The sequence below is a fragment of the Haladaptatus cibarius D43 genome (genome assembly GCF_000710615.1).
GTDB lineage: Archaea > Halobacteriota > Halobacteria > Halobacteriales > Haladaptataceae > Haladaptatus > Haladaptatus cibarius.
In genome coordinates this window covers 451,812-466,533 of the sequence record NZ_JDTH01000001.1, presented here as the reverse complement: position 1 = coordinate 466,533, position 14,722 = coordinate 451,812, and the positions used below count along the sequence as shown (strand labels likewise).

General features: G+C 59.4%; 15 protein-coding genes. 7 read left to right on the top strand and 8 right to left on the bottom strand.

Features of this window, described 5'->3' with window-relative positions; all coding sequences use genetic code 11:
- Positions 1–5 precede the first annotated feature (5 nt).
- The 3 genes from HL45_RS02380 (at position 6) to HL45_RS02370 (ending at position 1,435) form a co-directional block, all read left to right on the top strand.
- Positions 6–188 (top strand): DUF5786 family protein, encoded by a 183-nt coding sequence (locus tag HL45_RS02380; RefSeq protein ID WP_049969499.1) that lies wholly within the window; start codon positions 6–8, stop codon positions 186–188.
- 1 nt (position 189) lies between these two features.
- Entirely contained in the window at positions 190–786 is a 597-nt protein-coding gene (locus HL45_RS02375) for an endonuclease dU (RefSeq protein ID WP_049969498.1), read from the top strand.
- Positions 787–847: 61 nt separating this feature from the next.
- The gene (locus tag HL45_RS02370) at positions 848–1,435 is read left to right on the top strand and encodes a uracil-DNA glycosylase (RefSeq protein WP_049969497.1); all 588 of its coding nucleotides are present in this window, start codon (positions 848–850) and stop codon (positions 1,433–1,435) included.
- A gap of 1 nt (position 1,436) precedes the next feature.
- Here HL45_RS02370 and HL45_RS02365 read toward each other — a convergent pair whose 3' ends face one another.
- The 6 genes from HL45_RS02365 to HL45_RS02340 form a co-directional block, all read right to left on the bottom strand.
- On the bottom strand, positions 1,437–1,880 hold the full coding sequence (locus tag HL45_RS02365; protein ID WP_049969496.1) for a universal stress protein: 444 nt from the start codon (positions 1,878–1,880) through the stop codon (positions 1,437–1,439).
- A gap of 102 nt (positions 1,881–1,982) precedes the next feature.
- Positions 1,983–3,257 (bottom strand): inorganic phosphate transporter, encoded by a 1,275-nt coding sequence (locus HL45_RS02360; protein ID WP_049969495.1) that lies wholly within the window; start codon positions 3,255–3,257, stop codon positions 1,983–1,985.
- A gap of 57 nt (positions 3,258–3,314) precedes the next feature.
- Positions 3,315–5,501 (bottom strand): outer membrane protein assembly factor BamB family protein, encoded by a 2,187-nt coding sequence (locus tag HL45_RS02355; protein ID WP_049969494.1) that lies wholly within the window; start codon positions 5,499–5,501, stop codon positions 3,315–3,317.
- 93 nt (positions 5,502–5,594) lie between these two features.
- Positions 5,595–6,611 (bottom strand): phosphonate ABC transporter, permease protein PhnE, encoded by a 1,017-nt coding sequence (gene phnE / locus HL45_RS02350; protein WP_049969493.1) that lies wholly within the window; start codon positions 6,609–6,611, stop codon positions 5,595–5,597.
- Positions 6,608–7,369 (bottom strand): phosphonate ABC transporter ATP-binding protein, encoded by a 762-nt coding sequence (gene phnC / locus HL45_RS02345; RefSeq protein WP_049969492.1) that lies wholly within the window; start codon positions 7,367–7,369, stop codon positions 6,608–6,610. Before phnC ends, phnE begins: the two co-directional genes overlap by 4 nt.
- Positions 7,370–7,469: 100 nt before the next feature.
- A complete protein-coding gene (locus HL45_RS02340; protein WP_049969491.1) occupies positions 7,470–8,489 on the bottom strand; it encodes a PhnD/SsuA/transferrin family substrate-binding protein in 1,020 nt (339 codons plus the stop codon).
- Between the two features lie 159 nt (positions 8,490–8,648).
- Between HL45_RS02340 and hisH the strand changes: the two genes are divergently transcribed.
- A complete protein-coding gene (gene hisH, locus HL45_RS02335; RefSeq protein ID WP_049969490.1) occupies positions 8,649–9,308 on the top strand; it encodes an imidazole glycerol phosphate synthase subunit HisH in 660 nt (219 codons plus the stop codon).
- Positions 9,309–9,332: 24 nt separating this feature from the next.
- Here hisH and HL45_RS02330 read toward each other — a convergent pair whose 3' ends face one another.
- Positions 9,333–9,677, bottom strand: coding sequence for a hypothetical protein (locus HL45_RS02330; protein WP_049969489.1), 345 nt, complete (start codon positions 9,675–9,677; stop codon positions 9,333–9,335).
- Between the two features lie 328 nt (positions 9,678–10,005).
- Between HL45_RS02330 and HL45_RS02325 the strand changes: the two genes are divergently transcribed.
- Genes HL45_RS02325 through HL45_RS02315 form a run of 3 tightly spaced genes read left to right on the top strand, consistent with a single transcriptional unit; the run spans position 10,006 to position 13,193 of the window.
- Positions 10,006–11,112, top strand: coding sequence for a tRNA (guanine(26)-N(2))-dimethyltransferase (locus HL45_RS02325; protein ID WP_049970065.1), 1,107 nt, complete (start codon positions 10,006–10,008; stop codon positions 11,110–11,112).
- Between the two features lie 36 nt (positions 11,113–11,148).
- Complete coding sequence (locus tag HL45_RS02320) at positions 11,149–12,375, top strand: YihY/virulence factor BrkB family protein (RefSeq protein ID WP_233274666.1); 1,227 nt, start codon at positions 11,149–11,151, stop codon at positions 12,373–12,375.
- A 2-nt stretch (positions 12,376–12,377) separates the two neighbouring features.
- Positions 12,378–13,193 carry a phosphatase PAP2 family protein gene (locus tag HL45_RS02315; protein ID WP_049969487.1) on the top strand — a complete coding sequence of 272 codons (816 nt, stop codon included), beginning with the start codon at positions 12,378–12,380 and terminating at the stop codon, positions 13,191–13,193.
- A 37-nt stretch (positions 13,194–13,230) separates the two neighbouring features.
- Here HL45_RS02315 and glnA read toward each other — a convergent pair whose 3' ends face one another.
- Entirely contained in the window at positions 13,231–14,601 is a 1,371-nt protein-coding gene (gene glnA, locus HL45_RS02310) for a type I glutamate--ammonia ligase (RefSeq protein ID WP_049969486.1), read from the bottom strand.
- Between the last annotated feature and the right edge of the window lie 121 nt (positions 14,602–14,722).

Genomic DNA, 14,722 nt, shown 5'->3' with positions numbered 1-14,722 from the left:
AATGCATGGGCTTTGGGAGCTACGACGAATCCGAACAAGAAAACCGAGAGTACAGTGCCGATTTGGACGACGACAGCGGCGTCAACACGTCCGAACACGACCACGAGGGGAGCGTCAGCTTCGAAATCGGCGCATCGAACGACGAACTACTGAATCGTCTCTCGGACATCAAAGACGGCGACGAGTAGCGTGAAACCCGGCGTCAGAGCGCTTGGCGTCGCGGAGTCGTACCACGCAAACGCGAGCGATGAAGGCGGTGGAGACGGCGAGACGACCAGCACGCTCGCAGGCGTGGTAACCCGCGCGAACAGAGTCGCAGACGGCTTCGTTTTTGGAACCTGTACGGTCGGCGGAACGGACGTGAGCGACGCGATTGTCGACCTCGGAAAACGTCTCGACCGCGAGGACGTGCGCTACGTTTTCGTGGCCGGAATCGCGCTCTCGTGGTACAATATCGTGGATATGCATCACATCGCCGACGCCCTCGACCGACCGATTGTTTCGGTCACCTTCGAGAAAAGCGACGGATTGAGCGCCGCTCTCGAAACCGAATTCTCCGGCGAGGCACTCGAACGGCGGCGAGAAATCTACCGCAGACAGCCGCCCCGGCACGAACTCACAGTCAACGACCAGACCGTCTTCGTCCGAAGCGTCGGAATCGACGAGGACGAAGCCCGCGACGTGGTTCGGGCGTTCACGCCGGAAGGGGGTCGCCCGGAACCGCTCCGGGTCGCGCGACTGGCGGCCCGCGCGGGGGACGAGTGGCAAAGGATGGAACGATACTGAAGGTAAAACAGCAAAATTGCATGCCGCGGGGACTTAATACGCCCCGCTCGTTTTTCCGCACATGGGTACGATGGAGGGACTGGAAGTCACCGACTGCGAGCAGTGTCCCGCGCTCGTAGACTGTCGAAGCCAAATCGTCAACGGAACCGGGCCGGAGGACGCAGACCTCCTGTTTGTCGGGGAAGGCCCGGGCGCGAACGAGGACGAACAGGGCGAACCGTTCGTCGGACGGAGCGGTTCCGTGCTGGACGACAGACTCCGCGACGCGGGGCTTTCGCGCGCAGACGTTCGAATCACGAACTGCGTGCGCTGTCGGCCGCCCGAAAACCGCGACCCGACGAAAGAGGAACTGGGTAACTGCCGAGCGTATCTGGAGCGCGAAATCGAACTGGTGAATCCCGACGTTATCGTCACGCTCGGCAAGGTTCCGAGTCAGCACCTCCTCGATAGAAACGTGGCGGTGACGAGCGAAGCAGGAAGCATCGTCAACGCCGAGCTCGGGGGAGAACTCCGAGACGTGCTGATTTGTGTCCATCCTGCGGCGACGTTGTACGACCGCAGTCAGGAATCGACGTTCGAAAGCGCAATCGAAAAAGCCGCCACCATGGCGGGGTCGAGCGGCGGACAGTCGAGTCTCGGCGAGTTTTAAGCTATTTCACTATCGTCACCGTTATCGGCGCGCGATGGGCCACTTTCTCGGCGACAGAACCGAGGAAGACGTTCGAGAGGTCTTCTTTTCCGTGCGTTCCCATCACGATGTGGTCTACGCCTTGTTCGGTGGCGTGTTTGACTATCTGTCGCGCGGGTTGCCCCAACGTGACGACGCTTTCGAACGGCACGTCGTCCGCTTTCTCGCGCAGTTCTTCGTGCAGTTCCTTCGCGCTGTCCCACTCTTTTTGATACCATTCCTGCGAATACGCAGGCATTCCGGCCTTCCCCAGCGGCGATTTGTACCCCGGCGACAGCGGGTCGATGTCGAACGGATTGACGACAGTGAGAACCGTGATTTTGACCTCGGGCATGGTCAATGCGTAGTCAAGCGCCGCCTTCGATGCCGGTGAGCCATCTATCGGAACGAGAACGTGCTCCCCCATGTACGAGGACACGACTGTGACGGAGTAAAGCGATTTTCTCTGGTTGCGACACGAATCGGAGTGAACGATGAACCGCGATTCGCAATGGTTCGGCTCGTCGGTTCACCCGGTTCCTAACACGAACTCGAACAGAATGTACGACCCAACCGCCGAAATCGTGGGCGAAAGAACCCAGAGAACGACGATTCGGCTCGTCGCCGCCGGGTCGAACAGGCTCTCGGCCGCCAGTTCTTCGATACTCTCTTCGCCGATTGGCGGAACCTCCGGCGTCTCGCCACCGTCGCGCGATTTTGGCGGGGTCGGCACTTCACCCTCCGCAACGTCGCCAATCGTCGGGCCGGGCGGCACCTCGGCATCGCTCGTTTCGGCGATGAGCGCGCCCGCAGAAAGGTCAACGTCGGGTGCCGGTTCCGGCTGTATCGCGGATTCCGCCACGTCAGTGAGTGCCACGGCGCGGCTGGCACGGCCCCATCCGAGTCCGATGATGCACGAGGTCGTGCTGACCGCGAGACTGGCTGGAATCCCGAGTCGGGAGAGAACCGTGATGATGGTCGCCCCGATTATCGAAACGATGAGCGCCGCCAGAATCGGCAGGTCGGTGATTCCCTCGCCAATCGTGTCGAGCGTTCGGCGGGCGATGGTCAACCCTCCAAGACCGATGGAACCGATAGCGAGCAAAATCCCCTGTTCGATGGTAATCGAGCCGTCGCCGACGAGCGGGGCGACGGCGTTGGCCGCGTTCGACGCACCCGCGCTGAATCCCATGTAGCAGGCGATAACGAGCACCAAAATCGCCCCAGTCACGTCGCGTTTTCCGACCCTGGGGTTGAGCGTCGGTCGCGGAACCGACCCCGAGCGGTCGAGTCGAAACAGCCCTCCCTCGATTCTGGAGAAGGAAAATCGGGCGTCCAAATACGGGTAGATGTAACGACCGATGAAAAACCCGACCCAGAACGCCGCCAACGGGGCGACAATCCACGCTGAGACGATGGTGAACATGAGCGACTCGTTCAACGAATCCGTCGCAAGTCCGAGTCCAACGATTGCCCCGACTGCGGTCATGGATGTCGATGCTGGCACGCCGTACAGATTCGAGATGAGGAGCGCGAATCCGGCGAAAAACAGCACGACGACGCTCGTTTCGAGCGTAAATTGGCTCGCCGGAACGATGCCGTCGCTCATGGTTTCGATGACGTTTCTGCCGACCGTCCAGCCGCCCCAGAGCGCGAAGGCGGTGAACAACACCCCCGCGCCGACCTTTCCGATGATTCGGCTTCCGACCGCAGGGCCGAACGCGACGCCCGTCGATGACCCGCCGATGTTGTAGCCGACGAAGACGGCAACTAACAGTCCAACTACCAGTAGCGCAGTAACCACACAGAGTTCCCCCGACAGTACGACGGCGTGGAGGTATTTCGTTCTTTCTCGTCTGACTCAAGCGCGGAACGTCGCCCAGCGCAACATGTCGTCGAACTTCACGACCGATTGATACCGGTCGTCCGGGTTGGATGCCATCGCCGTCGAAAGCACGTCGGTCAGTTCCGGGGAGAGGGAAGAGTAGTCCTGCAGAGAGGGAGAATCGTCCGCTGTCGGCGGCGATGCGCCCGCGGGCGCATCGCCAGTGAGGACGAAATAAGCAATCGCGCCGAGTCGGTACACGTCGGTTCGTTCGTCCGCCGCCTCGCCCGCGACCTGTTCCGGCGCGTCGTAGGGCGAGGAATCACGATGGTCTGTGAACGCGGTGGCGAGTTCCCAGTCGCTCACGCCACCCCGACCGTCACCATCGAGCAGAATCGTTTCGGGCCTCAGTCCGCCGTGAATCAGTCCGTCACCGTGCGCCCTGTGAACGGTCATGTTCGCGTCCGAAAGGGCCTTGATTCGCTCTCCCGTTGGTCGCTCGCTGTCGGCGAGCGACCCGCCCTCGTAGTCGGGGAGTTCGGCCCAGTCGTCCCCGAAATCGAGGACGGGAACGACGCCCTTTCGGTCGCTCAGGTCGGCCCAGCGTTCGACTGCCGATTCGAACTCCTCAATTAGGTTCGAGTCGGTCAGATGCTTTTTCACGACGACGCGCGGGCCGTCCTCGCTTCGTTCTCTAACCCGGAAGGTTTCGGTGAACTCGTCGCTGGCGATGCGTTCCAGACGGCCGTACTCCGGTTCCGGTTCGGGTTCCGGTTTCGAGTCAGGTTGGGATTCGGAATCCAATTCCGGTTTCGGCGTTCCGTCCGACGATTCCGGTTCCGCGTTCATCCGGCGATACGCGACGAACACGCCGCTTCCGAGGAGGACGCTGGACAGGGCGATACCGACTCCAGAGGTGAGAAAGCCGGTCGTCTCCTCCACGAGCATATCGGGAATCGACTGGGGCAAGTCGAAACAGTACAGCGATTCCATCGTTCCGAGGAGGACGGCTTCCTCCGAGACGGATATCGTCGTCATCTCCTCGTCAGGTTGAAACGACCATTCGACAGTGCCGTCCTCGGTGGAAAGCGCGCGCAGTTTGCTCCCGTGAACGACGTAAAAAGTGCCATCGACGATGTCTCCCCACGACAAGCGATAGTCGTCCTCTTCGGGCAACTCGAACGTCCATCGCTCGGAACCGTCGAAGTTCACCGCGACGATTGTCTGATCGACTATCGAGAACACCGCTCCATCGGCCACGAGGACGGAGCGACCTCGTTCCCGTCTGTTCGCTTCGTCGTACTCCCAGCGTATCGTTCCGTCGCCGACGGAAACCGCGAACAGAGAGTCGCCCCAGAAATACACCGTGTCTTCGTGAAGCACCGGTTCCGAATAGCTTGAGTTGTCGAGGGAGGCCGTCCACTGCGTATCGCCGTTTTCAGGGTCAAAAGAGACTACCGTGGAACCGCTTCGGCAAAGGATGCCCTTTGCGGTGGCCAACTGCAACCGGAGTGGGTTTCTATCGGCGTCGATGACATCCGACCCGCCAACATTTTGCCCATCTCGATGCCATTGTTCTTTCCCGTCCTCGTCCGAGAGTGCGTACACTCCAGCGTTCGTAGTGGTATAAATCGTACTGCCGACGTGAGAAAGCATATGAACTGCTCCGATTTCGGCGTCCGACTGCCAGACTTCCGACCCGGAGTCGATGTCGATTGCTTCGATTCCGCGATTTCCTGCGACGTAAATACTGTCACCCTCGGCCGTCAGTTGCCGCGGATACTCATGGACAGGGTGTCTCCACTGTTCGTCGCCATTTTTCGAATCGAACGCGCGCAGTTCGTAGTTTTGCTGCGTCTCACCATCGCCAGTCGTGGTGGTAACAAAGACGGTGCCATCCTCGATGACCATATTGGCGAGTGACGGAAGCGTTTCCGTCCACAGCGTCGTTCTGTCCGCTTGGTCGATTGCATAGAGAGTGATTTCGTACTGATTCGTCCTATCCGACTCGGAAGAACCGAGAACGTATGCAACGCCGTCCGCCGTTTCGAACGGATAGTACGCATCAATGTCGGCCTTCGAAAACGTCCAATCAGGTTCCCGCTGGCTTTCCTCCGATGTAGTGGTAGTTGTCTGTGCGTTCCCGACTGCGGTGGCCATGCCGACTGTTCCGTACGCCGTGAGAAACCCGCGTCTGGAGAGCGAGGAGGGCGAGGGATTCATATCGATAGCTAACGAGTCGAGTTATTTATAGTTGAATGTGTGGGGAAAATGGAACGTCGAAGAAGAGTCGCTATTTTGGAACCAAACCGGTCGTTATCGCCACGCGGATTCGCTCATCCGCTGTGGGAAGCCCCGAATCAGGTCGATGAGGTGCTGGAAGAATCCGCCGTGGTCTTCGCCGTCGCCGCGGAGATACGACCGAGTTCGCTGACTTATCATCTCGACGGAGACGACGAGAACGAAGATGACGATGATGGTCGCCATCATGTTCGTGTAGGCGAACAGGCCCTGTTGGGTGTTGAGGATACCACCGATACCGCCTGCGCCGATAAGCCCCATGGTCACCGCGATTCGGACGTTGATTTCGAGGATGTACATCGTCCACGCGATAAACGGCGTGAACACCTGACTGAGCATCCCAAAGACGATGGTCTGCGGTCGGTTCGCACCCGTACTTTCGATGGCCTCAATCGGACCATCTTCGACCTCTTCCAGTGCATCGGTGAACAGTCGTCCGAGATTTCCGATGGTGTCCGTCCCGATTGCGAGGGTCGCCGTGAACGGCGACAGTCCACCGAGCGGAATGTAGATGATTGCCCACACCAGCGCGGGAATCGAGCGAATAGTGCTCATCACGCCGCGGAAGATGAAGTTGAACGGGAAGGGCGTCACTCGCTCACTGCCGAGAACGCCGAAGAGAAGTGCACCGGGAACACCGAGAGCGGTTCCCGCGAACCCGATTGCGAGCGTCGTCAACGCGGCTTCCGTGAACGACGTTCCGTTCTGAACCGGTTGTTCGACCGTGATGAACTGCCAGTACTGACCGAAGTCGATGAATGGAATCACGCCGAAGTAGGTCGTTATCGGGAAGAACTCCCCGAGTGCATCGCGGAAGACGGGCCAGTATTCGATGAGTTCCGAAATCGAGAAGTTGACCTGCGAAAGCGAGAACAAAAAGAGATACGCGAATCCAGCAAACCCGACGAGCCATCCGAGCCGTTTTACCGTCTTGGCCCGTTTTAAATCCATCAAGCGTCGTTCGACGTTGTTTTCACCGCTGTAGCCGATACCAAAGTACGCTCGTATCCGTTCTCCCGGTTTCCCACTCATGCGTTTGCCTCAGTTTCTTCGTTGCCGCGAATCGCTTCCGTCTGAATGTTGCCGTATATTTCGTCCACCACGTCGATGGAGAAGTCCTCACGATAGCCGTCGAAGACGACTTCCCCACCTTTCATACCGAGGAATCGGTCACCGAACTCCCGCGCCAAGTTGACTTGATGGAGACTGGCAATCGTCGTCAAATCCCGTTCGCCCGCCGCATTCCGAATGTATCCCATCACACTTTCCGCGCTCGCTGGGTCGAGACTCGCGACGGGTTCGTCCGCGAGCAGCAGGTTCGGCGTCTGAACCAACGCGCGAGCGATACCGACTCGTTGTTGCTGTCCCCCGCTCATGCGACTCGCTTGCTGGCCTGCTTCGTCGAGCAGTCCGACAGTGTCGAGCGCACGAAGGGCCTCCATTTTGTCCGCCCTGTCGTTCCACTGGAACAGACTCCGGAAAAACGACGTTCGGTTGAGTGACCCAGTGAGTGCGTTCGCGTACGCGCTCAACTGACCGATGATGTAGTGTTGCTGGAAAATCATCGCCACGTCGTCCCGTGGCCCGGTAATCGGTTCGCCGCCGATGGTGACGCTTCCCGAAGTAGGCTTCGTCAGTCCGTTCAGACAGCGAAGAAGCGTCGATTTCCCTGCACCGGACTCGCCGAGAAGGACGACGAACTCGCCGTCGGGTATCTCGAACGACACGTCCTTGAGTGCTTGCACATCACCGTACGATTTACTAAGGTTCTCTACTTTGATGGTGCTCATTCTTGTATCCGTGTTTACCCGCCATAGGCCAATCGTTGACCGCTTCGTATGAAGGTAGAAAGCAGTTCGATATTAAAGAGGTGCGAAACGATTCGAACGGTTAGTTGCCGAATTCGAGACCGAGCGAGTTTTTGACGTTCTTGACAGGGTCGTAGTCGTTCACGTCGCCTTCTTGGACGCCCGTGAACCAGAGTTCGTTGTCGCCGCTTGCGTCGCCTTTGAGGTCTTCTTCGGTTGCGTCGATAAGCGCCTGCTCGACTTCCTCACGCTTCGGCGAATCCCAGTTGGAGCGGGAGAGAATCGGAGCGCGCGGAATCGGTTGCGACGCCTTCAGCAGTTTCAGTTCCTCGTCTTCGCTTCCGGCGTTGTCGAACTCGGAGGACATCTCTTTGAACCGTGATGGGAACTGGTCTTTCGGAATGTGCGGTGCGGCGACGAACGCACCCGTCCCTGCCGCCATTACGTCGGGTCGGTTCATCATCTGATTCAGTGCAGTGTCGTGGTCACCGGCCCACTGACCGTCGAAACCATTCGGAGTTCCTTCGGGGGCGTTGCCGATGTCGAGTCCCGCCTCTTGGAGCATGTAGAGCGGGAAGAGCGACCCACTGGTCGAGATTTTGGAACCGAACGTGACGGACTCGCCTTCGAGGTCGGAGAGGTTGTTGGCACCACTGTCCGGGGTGGTGGAGATGAGCGAGAAGTATTTTGCCGAACCGTATGCGACGCGGATACCGACGACATCGGTGACGTTCTCCTCGTCGCCGACGACTGCCAGCGTGGGCGATGCATCAGCGAGGTCACCGCGTCCGCCTTTGAGCGCCTGAAACACGGCGGGGTAGCTTGCCGCTTTGGTCGATTCGACCGTGACACCGGTTTCGCTTTCGATGTAGTCGAACAGTCCCTTGTACTGCTGTTTGACGTTCACGGACGCCTCGGCGGGCGTGAGGATGAAGTTGACCGTCTCACCGTCACCGCTCTTCGTTGAGGTTCCCGTACCCGTTCCGGGCGTCGTGCTTCCGTCGCCGTCGTTGCCGGAATCGTCGTTGTCGCCCGTGCAACCAGCAAGACCGAGTATTCCTGCGGCACTCGCGGTTCGGATGAAGGTGCGTCGTTTCACCATGCTGAAATCATGTTATCGGTTCGGCAGTTATTTGTTAAATCTTCCTATTCTTTCCTTGTGTATATACTATGTCAGCTATAAACACATATATGAGCAGATGTATCGGGAGAATCGGGGTGAACGCAAAACAGTTTGTGCACCGAGTCACTACCGAAAGATATGGAACAAAGAGAACGCATGCGAGAACAAACCGTCTCCGTCGTGGTCGTAGATTACGGACTCGGCAACCTCCGGAGCGCCGTCAGCGGCCTCGAACGCGCCGGAGCGGACGTCGAAATCTCCGACGACCCTGCCACCTTTGAAGAAGCGGACGGAATCGTCCTGCCGGGCGTCGGCGCGTTCCGAGAGGGCGTCGAAAACGCCGGGCCGTACCGTGACGCACTCGTTGAGGCCGCAGAAAGCGGGACGCCCGTGTTCGGCATCTGTCTCGGCATGCAGATGTTGTTGACGACGAGCGAAGAAGCAGAACGCGCCGGGGAAGGAGAAGTCACCGGACTGGACTTCGTCCCGGGAACGAACGTCCGATTCGGCGAGGGACAGAAAGTTCCGCACATGGGCTGGAACGAACTGTCGGTGGAGCGCGACCACCCAATCGCAGCGGGCGTCGATGGAGAGTACGCCTACTTCGTCCACTCCTACTACGCCGTTCCCGAGAACGAGAACGCGGTTGTGGCGGAAACCGACTACGGCACTCGATTCCCCAGCATCGTCGCTAACGAATCGGGAACCGTCTTCGGAACGCAGTTCCACCCCGAAAAGAGCGGCGAGACGGGGCTTCGCATTCTCCGAAACTTCGTGGATATTTGCGCCGAAGCGTAGCCGAGAAAGCCGGGAAAGCCGAGTTTACAGAAATTCCCGAACGTCCGAATACCACATGTCGTGGTCGTCCATCGCGTCGATTCGCCGGGCGATTTTCGCGGCGAGGACGTGCCAGCAAAGGTCGGTCGGGTCGTCGGGGTCTAAATTGTATTCGCTATCCCGGCAGGTACAGCCGCCCTCCACGATGTACTCGTCCTCGAATCCGACGACGACCACGAAATCGCGGTACTGTTTCACCCGCTTTTCGGACACCGCTTCGATTGCCTGCATCCCTCGGTCGTCGTGAACTTTGAGGATTCGATTCACTATTTTCGGCGTCAGCGACTCCACGTCGTCGAGGTCGGCTTGCCACTGTTGGACGGGGTTCATAGCTCCCCCTCCGTGAACAATTTCGGACGACGGGACGAATGGGACACCGGACGCACGGATGGGCGGTTCGGACGGGCCGAATAAACCCATTCCGATAGCGGGTAGCGGGACTGATTTTTTGCGTAATTACTGTGAGTGCGACAGGTGGTACAGTGTCGTTTGTAAATCACGTCTCCAAACCCGCCCTCGCTCAGGCAGTCACTCGTGGCTTCGCCACTCGTTCCGTTGGTCGCTCGCCCGTTGCCACCAGGTTCCGCAGAGGCGTCCGTTCGAAACCGTCCTGATGGAACTCGCTGGGCTTTTCGGCACGGAACGCAGAATTCACGTTATGAACGTCCGCGAAGGAGGAGTCGAGGTGGTCGTCCCGGAACAGGACGGGGACAGCATCACCGACGACGTGTTTTTCAACCCGGTACAGGAGTTGAACCGCGACCTGACCGTCGCCGTCCTGCGAACCTACCGCGACCGAGAACCGCGGGCCGAGAGCTATCTCGACGCGATGGCGGCCTCGGGAATCCGCGGGGTTCGCGCCGCCGAAAACGACTGGAACGTGACCTGCGCCGACATCGACCCCGACGCAGTGGAACTCTGCCGCGAGAACTTCGAGCGGAACGACCTGCCGGGCGAAGTCGTCCACCGAAACGCCAACGCGCTGATGCACGAGTCGGTGTTCGACATCGTTGACATCGACCCGTTCGGAACGCCGATGCCCTTCGCGGACGCCGCGTTCGCCAACACCCGCGACCTCGTCTGCGTGACGGCGACGGATACGGCACCCCTCTGCGGCGCGCACTTCCACAGCGGCGTCAGAAAGTACAGCGCGATTCCGCGGAACACCGACTATCACGCCGAAGTCGGGGTTCGCATTCTCCTCTCCGCACTCGCTCGAACTGCCGCGCGGTACGACACTGGCGTCAGGCCGATTCTGACCCACGCGACGAGCCACTACGTCAGAACCTATCTCGAACTCGACCATCGCGCGACGGATGCGAACAACGCCGTAGACGAACTCGGCCACATCTACCACTGCGAGGACTGCCTGCATCGAGAGTACGAATACGGCCTGATTGCGAACCAGCCCGAAACCTGCCCGGCCTGCGACGGCAACCGCGTTCTCACCGCTGGCCCGGTGTGGCTCGGCGTGACTCACGACGCGGACTTCGTGGCGGAAGTGCGCGAAAACGTGACCGAAGATATGGGAAGCGCGAAGAAGGCGAACAAACTCCTCGACGCGCTCTCCGGCGAGTTGCACGAACCGACCCACTACGACCAACACCGCCTCTGCAAGCAATGGACGCGCTCTGCCTCCGGTATGGACGCGTTTTTGGAGCGTCTTCGTGACGCGGGTCACGAAGCATCGCGCGCGCACTACGGCGGAACGACGTTCAAGACGCCCGCAAGCGTCGAGGAAATCCGAAGCGCGACCGAGACGTAGCGAAATTATTTGTGCGATTTCGTGGAAGTAGCAAGTGTGAATTTTCGAGTAACTACACGCGAAATCGCCGCCGAGGTGCGTGAACAGGAAATCACGTTTCTCGCCGCCGGAATCGCATTTTACGCGTTCGTCTCGATACTCCCTGCGCTTCTCCTCGGACTCGCGCTCGTCTCGGTCGTCGGCGGCGAGGGCATCGCCACCGAAATCGTTCGAACTGGCCAGCAGTTTCTCTCACCCGCCGCGGAAGCAGTGATTTACGAGGCGTTTACCACCCGGTCGGGTCGTGGAGGTGCGACGGTTATCGGTTTTTTCGTCCTCCTGTGGAGTACGCTCCGCGTGTTTCGCGGCCTCGACAAGGCGTTTTCGCGGGTGTACGATTCGAACCACGAGGAGTCGTTTTTCGAAACGCTTGTCGATGCGTCCACCGTCGTGGTCGTCATCGGGTTGGCACTCGTCGGCGTCGCGCTCGGAAGCGTCGTCTTCTCCGCGTTTGCGTGGGTTCCGTTCGTGAAACCGCTCTCCTCGGTCGTCGTCCTCCTTGCACTCGCACCGGTGTTTCTCCCCCTCTATTACTTCTTTCCGGATGCGGACGTGACGGTTCGAGAGGCGCTTCCGGGGACGATACTGGCGACGGTTAGCTGGGTTGCCCTCCAAGCACTGTTTCAAGTATACGTTGAATCCGCGGCGCAGTTCGCCGCCTACGGCGTCCTCGGCGGCGCGCTGTTGCTGGTTTCGTGGCTCTATCTGGGTGCAATCGTCCTCCTGTTAGGGGCGGTGGTGAACGCAGTTCTCGCCGGAGGGTCTTTCAGGAAAACTAAAGATGCGGGGGCAACCAACAGCAAACAGCAGGTAGACTCAGGAGAGTACATGACCGACGATACAGAGCAGTCCGCCCCGGACATCCTCGAACTGCACGGCGACGTAGAGCGTCTCCAATCGGAGTTCGAGGAGTTCGAGCAAGACGTTGATGAGCGCACGGTTCAGAAACCCGAACTGAAGTCGGAGCTAAAGCGATACGTCCGCAGACGGATGCGGCGCGGCCACGCCCGCGGATGGGGGCCGTATCTCGTTCTCCTCTACGGGACAGTGATGACGCTCGGCGCGTTCCGATGGCTCGAAAGCGGATGGGCCATCGCCGCCATGCTCGTTATCTGGCTCTCGACCCTCGGACTGTACACGCTGATGGTTCTCGTTGGATTCGGCGTTAGTGCGGTCGGCGTCCCCGGTCGCGTCGGCGGGCGAATCCGGGACTGGCGTTCCTAACCATGAGTCGGGGCTGGGGCATCATCGAAGCGTTTCGTGAGGTGTTACCGGGATGGGCACCCGAACTGTTCACCTACGTCACGCAACTCGGGGACGTGTGGCTTCTCTTCGTCGTCGGCGCGCTCTGTTACTGGTTCAACGACGACCGAGAGCGATTCGCGTTCGTCCTCGCCGTTACGCTGGGCGCGCTCGCGTTGACGCTCGCGCTGAAGGAGTTTTTCGCACTTGCCCGGCCGAACGAAACACTCCGAATCGTCGATTCGAGTGGCTACGGCTTCCCGAGCGGCCACGCCATCGGCTCCACCGTCTTCTGGGGTGTTCTCGCGTTGGCGGTAGACCGATGGAATCGCGGGATACGAATCGCCGGAGCCGCGGTTATCGTCACGCTGGTCATCCTGTCTCGAATCATCATCGGCGTTCACTTCGCAATCGACGTCATCGTCGGCGTTGCGGTTGGCCTCGCGTATCTCGCGTTCGTCGTCAAGGGACTCCGCTGGCGACCGACTCCCGCGTTCGGACTCGCGGTCGTCATCGCGCTGGTCGCGGTGCTGTTGGCACTGCAACCACCAACGACCGACCACGGCATGCTCGACGCTGTCGCCGCGCTCGGTGGTACGGTGGGTGCCTTGCTGTTGTGGTGGGGAGTCGGCCCCCCAGATGGGTCAGTAACCCCGATTGCAGGCGCCGCCGGACTTGTCGCGCTCGGCGTCCTCTCTTACGTCGGACTCGAACTATCGATTCCGCTCGTCGCGGTGTTCGTCGTCAATGCAGTGGTTCAGGCAGGCGTCGTCGCCTATCCGCGAATCGCGGGACAGTAACGAAAAACAAGCGATAAAAACGACTGAATCGGCCGCGTTAGAACTTCTCCAAGTAGCGCTCTTTTTCCCAGCCGCTGACGTAGGTTTTGTAGTCGTCGTACTCGGTGGTTTTGACCGTGGTGAACTTCTCGACGACGTGGTCGCCGAGCGCCTCCGTGATGACTTCATCCGTCTGAAGCGCGTCAACTGCTTCCGAGAGGTTACCGGGGAGCATGGTGATGCCGTAGTCATCAAGCTTCTCGTCGTCGAACTCGTAGATGTCCTCACGTACAGGTTCGCCGGGGTCGGCGTCATTTTCGATACCTTCCAATCCAGCACTGATGACGGCGGCGAGTGCGAGGTATGGATTGCACGACGGGTCTGGACTGCGGATTTCGAAGCGCGAACTCGTGCCTGCCGCGTCCGGAACACGGAGGAGCGCCGATCGGTTCACACCGCTCCACGCGACGTAGACCGGAGCCTCGTAACCGGGAACGAGACGTTTGTAGGAGTTGACAGTCGGATTCGTGATTGCCGTGAACGCTTCCGCGTGGTTGAGAATGCCGCCCATGAAGTTGTACGCCGTCTCGGAGAGGTTGAACTCGTCGTCGCCGTCGGCGAAGGCGTTACCGTCCTCGTCGAAGAGGCTCATGTGGCAGTGCATGCCCGACCCGTTAATCGCCGAGATGGGTTTCGGCATGAACGTGGCGTGGATGTCGTTTTGTTCTGCGACGGCGCGAACCACGGCGCGGAAGGTTGCGATATTGTCCGCGGCGGAGAGCGCATCGTCGTATTTGAAGTTGATTTCGTGCTGGCCGTCCGCGACTTCGTGGTGGCTGGCTTCGATTTCGAAGCCCATCTGTTCCAGCGTGAAGATGACTTCACGGCGCACGTCGCTCGCCATGTCCTTCGGCGCGAGGTCGAAGTAGCCGCCGGAGTCGTGCGGGATAGTGGTTGCTTTGCCACCCTCGTCCTTTTCGAACAGGAAGAACTCGGGTTCCGGGCCGATACTCACGGAGTACCCCATCTGGTCGGCTCTGTCGAGAACGCGTTTGAGAACCTGTCGTGGGCCGCCGGAGAACGGCGTTCCGTCGGTGTTCACCACGTCACAGATGAGGCGCGCGCTCGCGGTTTCGCCGTTAGAGCGCCACGGGAGAACCGCGAACGTGGACGGGTCGGGTTCGAGACGCATGTCGCTCTCCTGTAGGCGAGCGAAGCCTTCGATAGAAGAACCGTCGAACCAGATACCTTCGTCGAAGGCCTTCTCGACTTGGTGAGCTGGGATGCTGACGTTTTTGACTGTCCCCGTGATGTCGGTGAACTGGAGGCGGACGAAATCTACGTTTTCGCATTCGATTGCTTCTAAAACGTCCTGTTCTTCTTTCCCCAACCCTTTCTCTTCTTTCGCGGCAATATTTCCGTCTGTCATCTTTATCGACAGCCTACGTAAATACATCCATCATTAAAACTGTAACGGTTGGTCAATTGTGCAATTTTTGCCCAGAATTGGATATTCGTTAAATTCTAATGCTTGGAGTGGGATGGTTGGT

What these genes read in the sequence shown, in the direction of transcription:
- HL45_RS02380 (WP_049969499.1), top strand. Translation starts at nt 6, where the DNA reads ATGGGCTTTGGGAGCTACGACGAATCCGAACAAGAAAACCGAGAGTAC.
- HL45_RS02370 (WP_049969497.1), top strand. Translation starts at nt 848, where the DNA reads ATGGGTACGATGGAGGGACTGGAAGTCACCGACTGCGAGCAGTGTCCC.
- HL45_RS02365 (WP_049969496.1), bottom strand. Translation starts at nt 1,880, where the DNA reads ATGGGGGAGCACGTTCTCGTTCCGATAGATGGCTCACCGGCATCGAAG.
- HL45_RS02355 (WP_049969494.1), bottom strand. Translation starts at nt 5,501, where the DNA reads ATGAATCCCTCGCCCTCCTCGCTCTCCAGACGCGGGTTTCTCACGGCG.
- phnE (WP_049969493.1), bottom strand. Translation starts at nt 6,611, where the DNA reads ATGAGTGGGAAACCGGGAGAACGGATACGAGCGTACTTTGGTATCGGC.
- phnC (WP_049969492.1), bottom strand. Translation starts at nt 7,369, where the DNA reads ATGAGCACCATCAAAGTAGAGAACCTTAGTAAATCGTACGGTGATGTG.
- HL45_RS02340 (WP_049969491.1), bottom strand. Translation starts at nt 8,489, where the DNA reads ATGGTGAAACGACGCACCTTCATCCGAACCGCGAGTGCCGCAGGAATA.
- hisH (WP_049969490.1), top strand. Translation starts at nt 8,649, where the DNA reads ATGGAACAAAGAGAACGCATGCGAGAACAAACCGTCTCCGTCGTGGTC.
- HL45_RS02330 (WP_049969489.1), bottom strand. Translation starts at nt 9,677, where the DNA reads ATGAACCCCGTCCAACAGTGGCAAGCCGACCTCGACGACGTGGAGTCG.
- HL45_RS02325 (WP_049970065.1), top strand. Translation starts at nt 10,006, where the DNA reads ATGAACGTCCGCGAAGGAGGAGTCGAGGTGGTCGTCCCGGAACAGGAC.
- HL45_RS02315 (WP_049969487.1), top strand. Translation starts at nt 12,378, where the DNA reads ATGAGTCGGGGCTGGGGCATCATCGAAGCGTTTCGTGAGGTGTTACCG.
- glnA (WP_049969486.1), bottom strand. Translation starts at nt 14,601, where the DNA reads ATGACAGACGGAAATATTGCCGCGAAAGAAGAGAAAGGGTTGGGGAAA.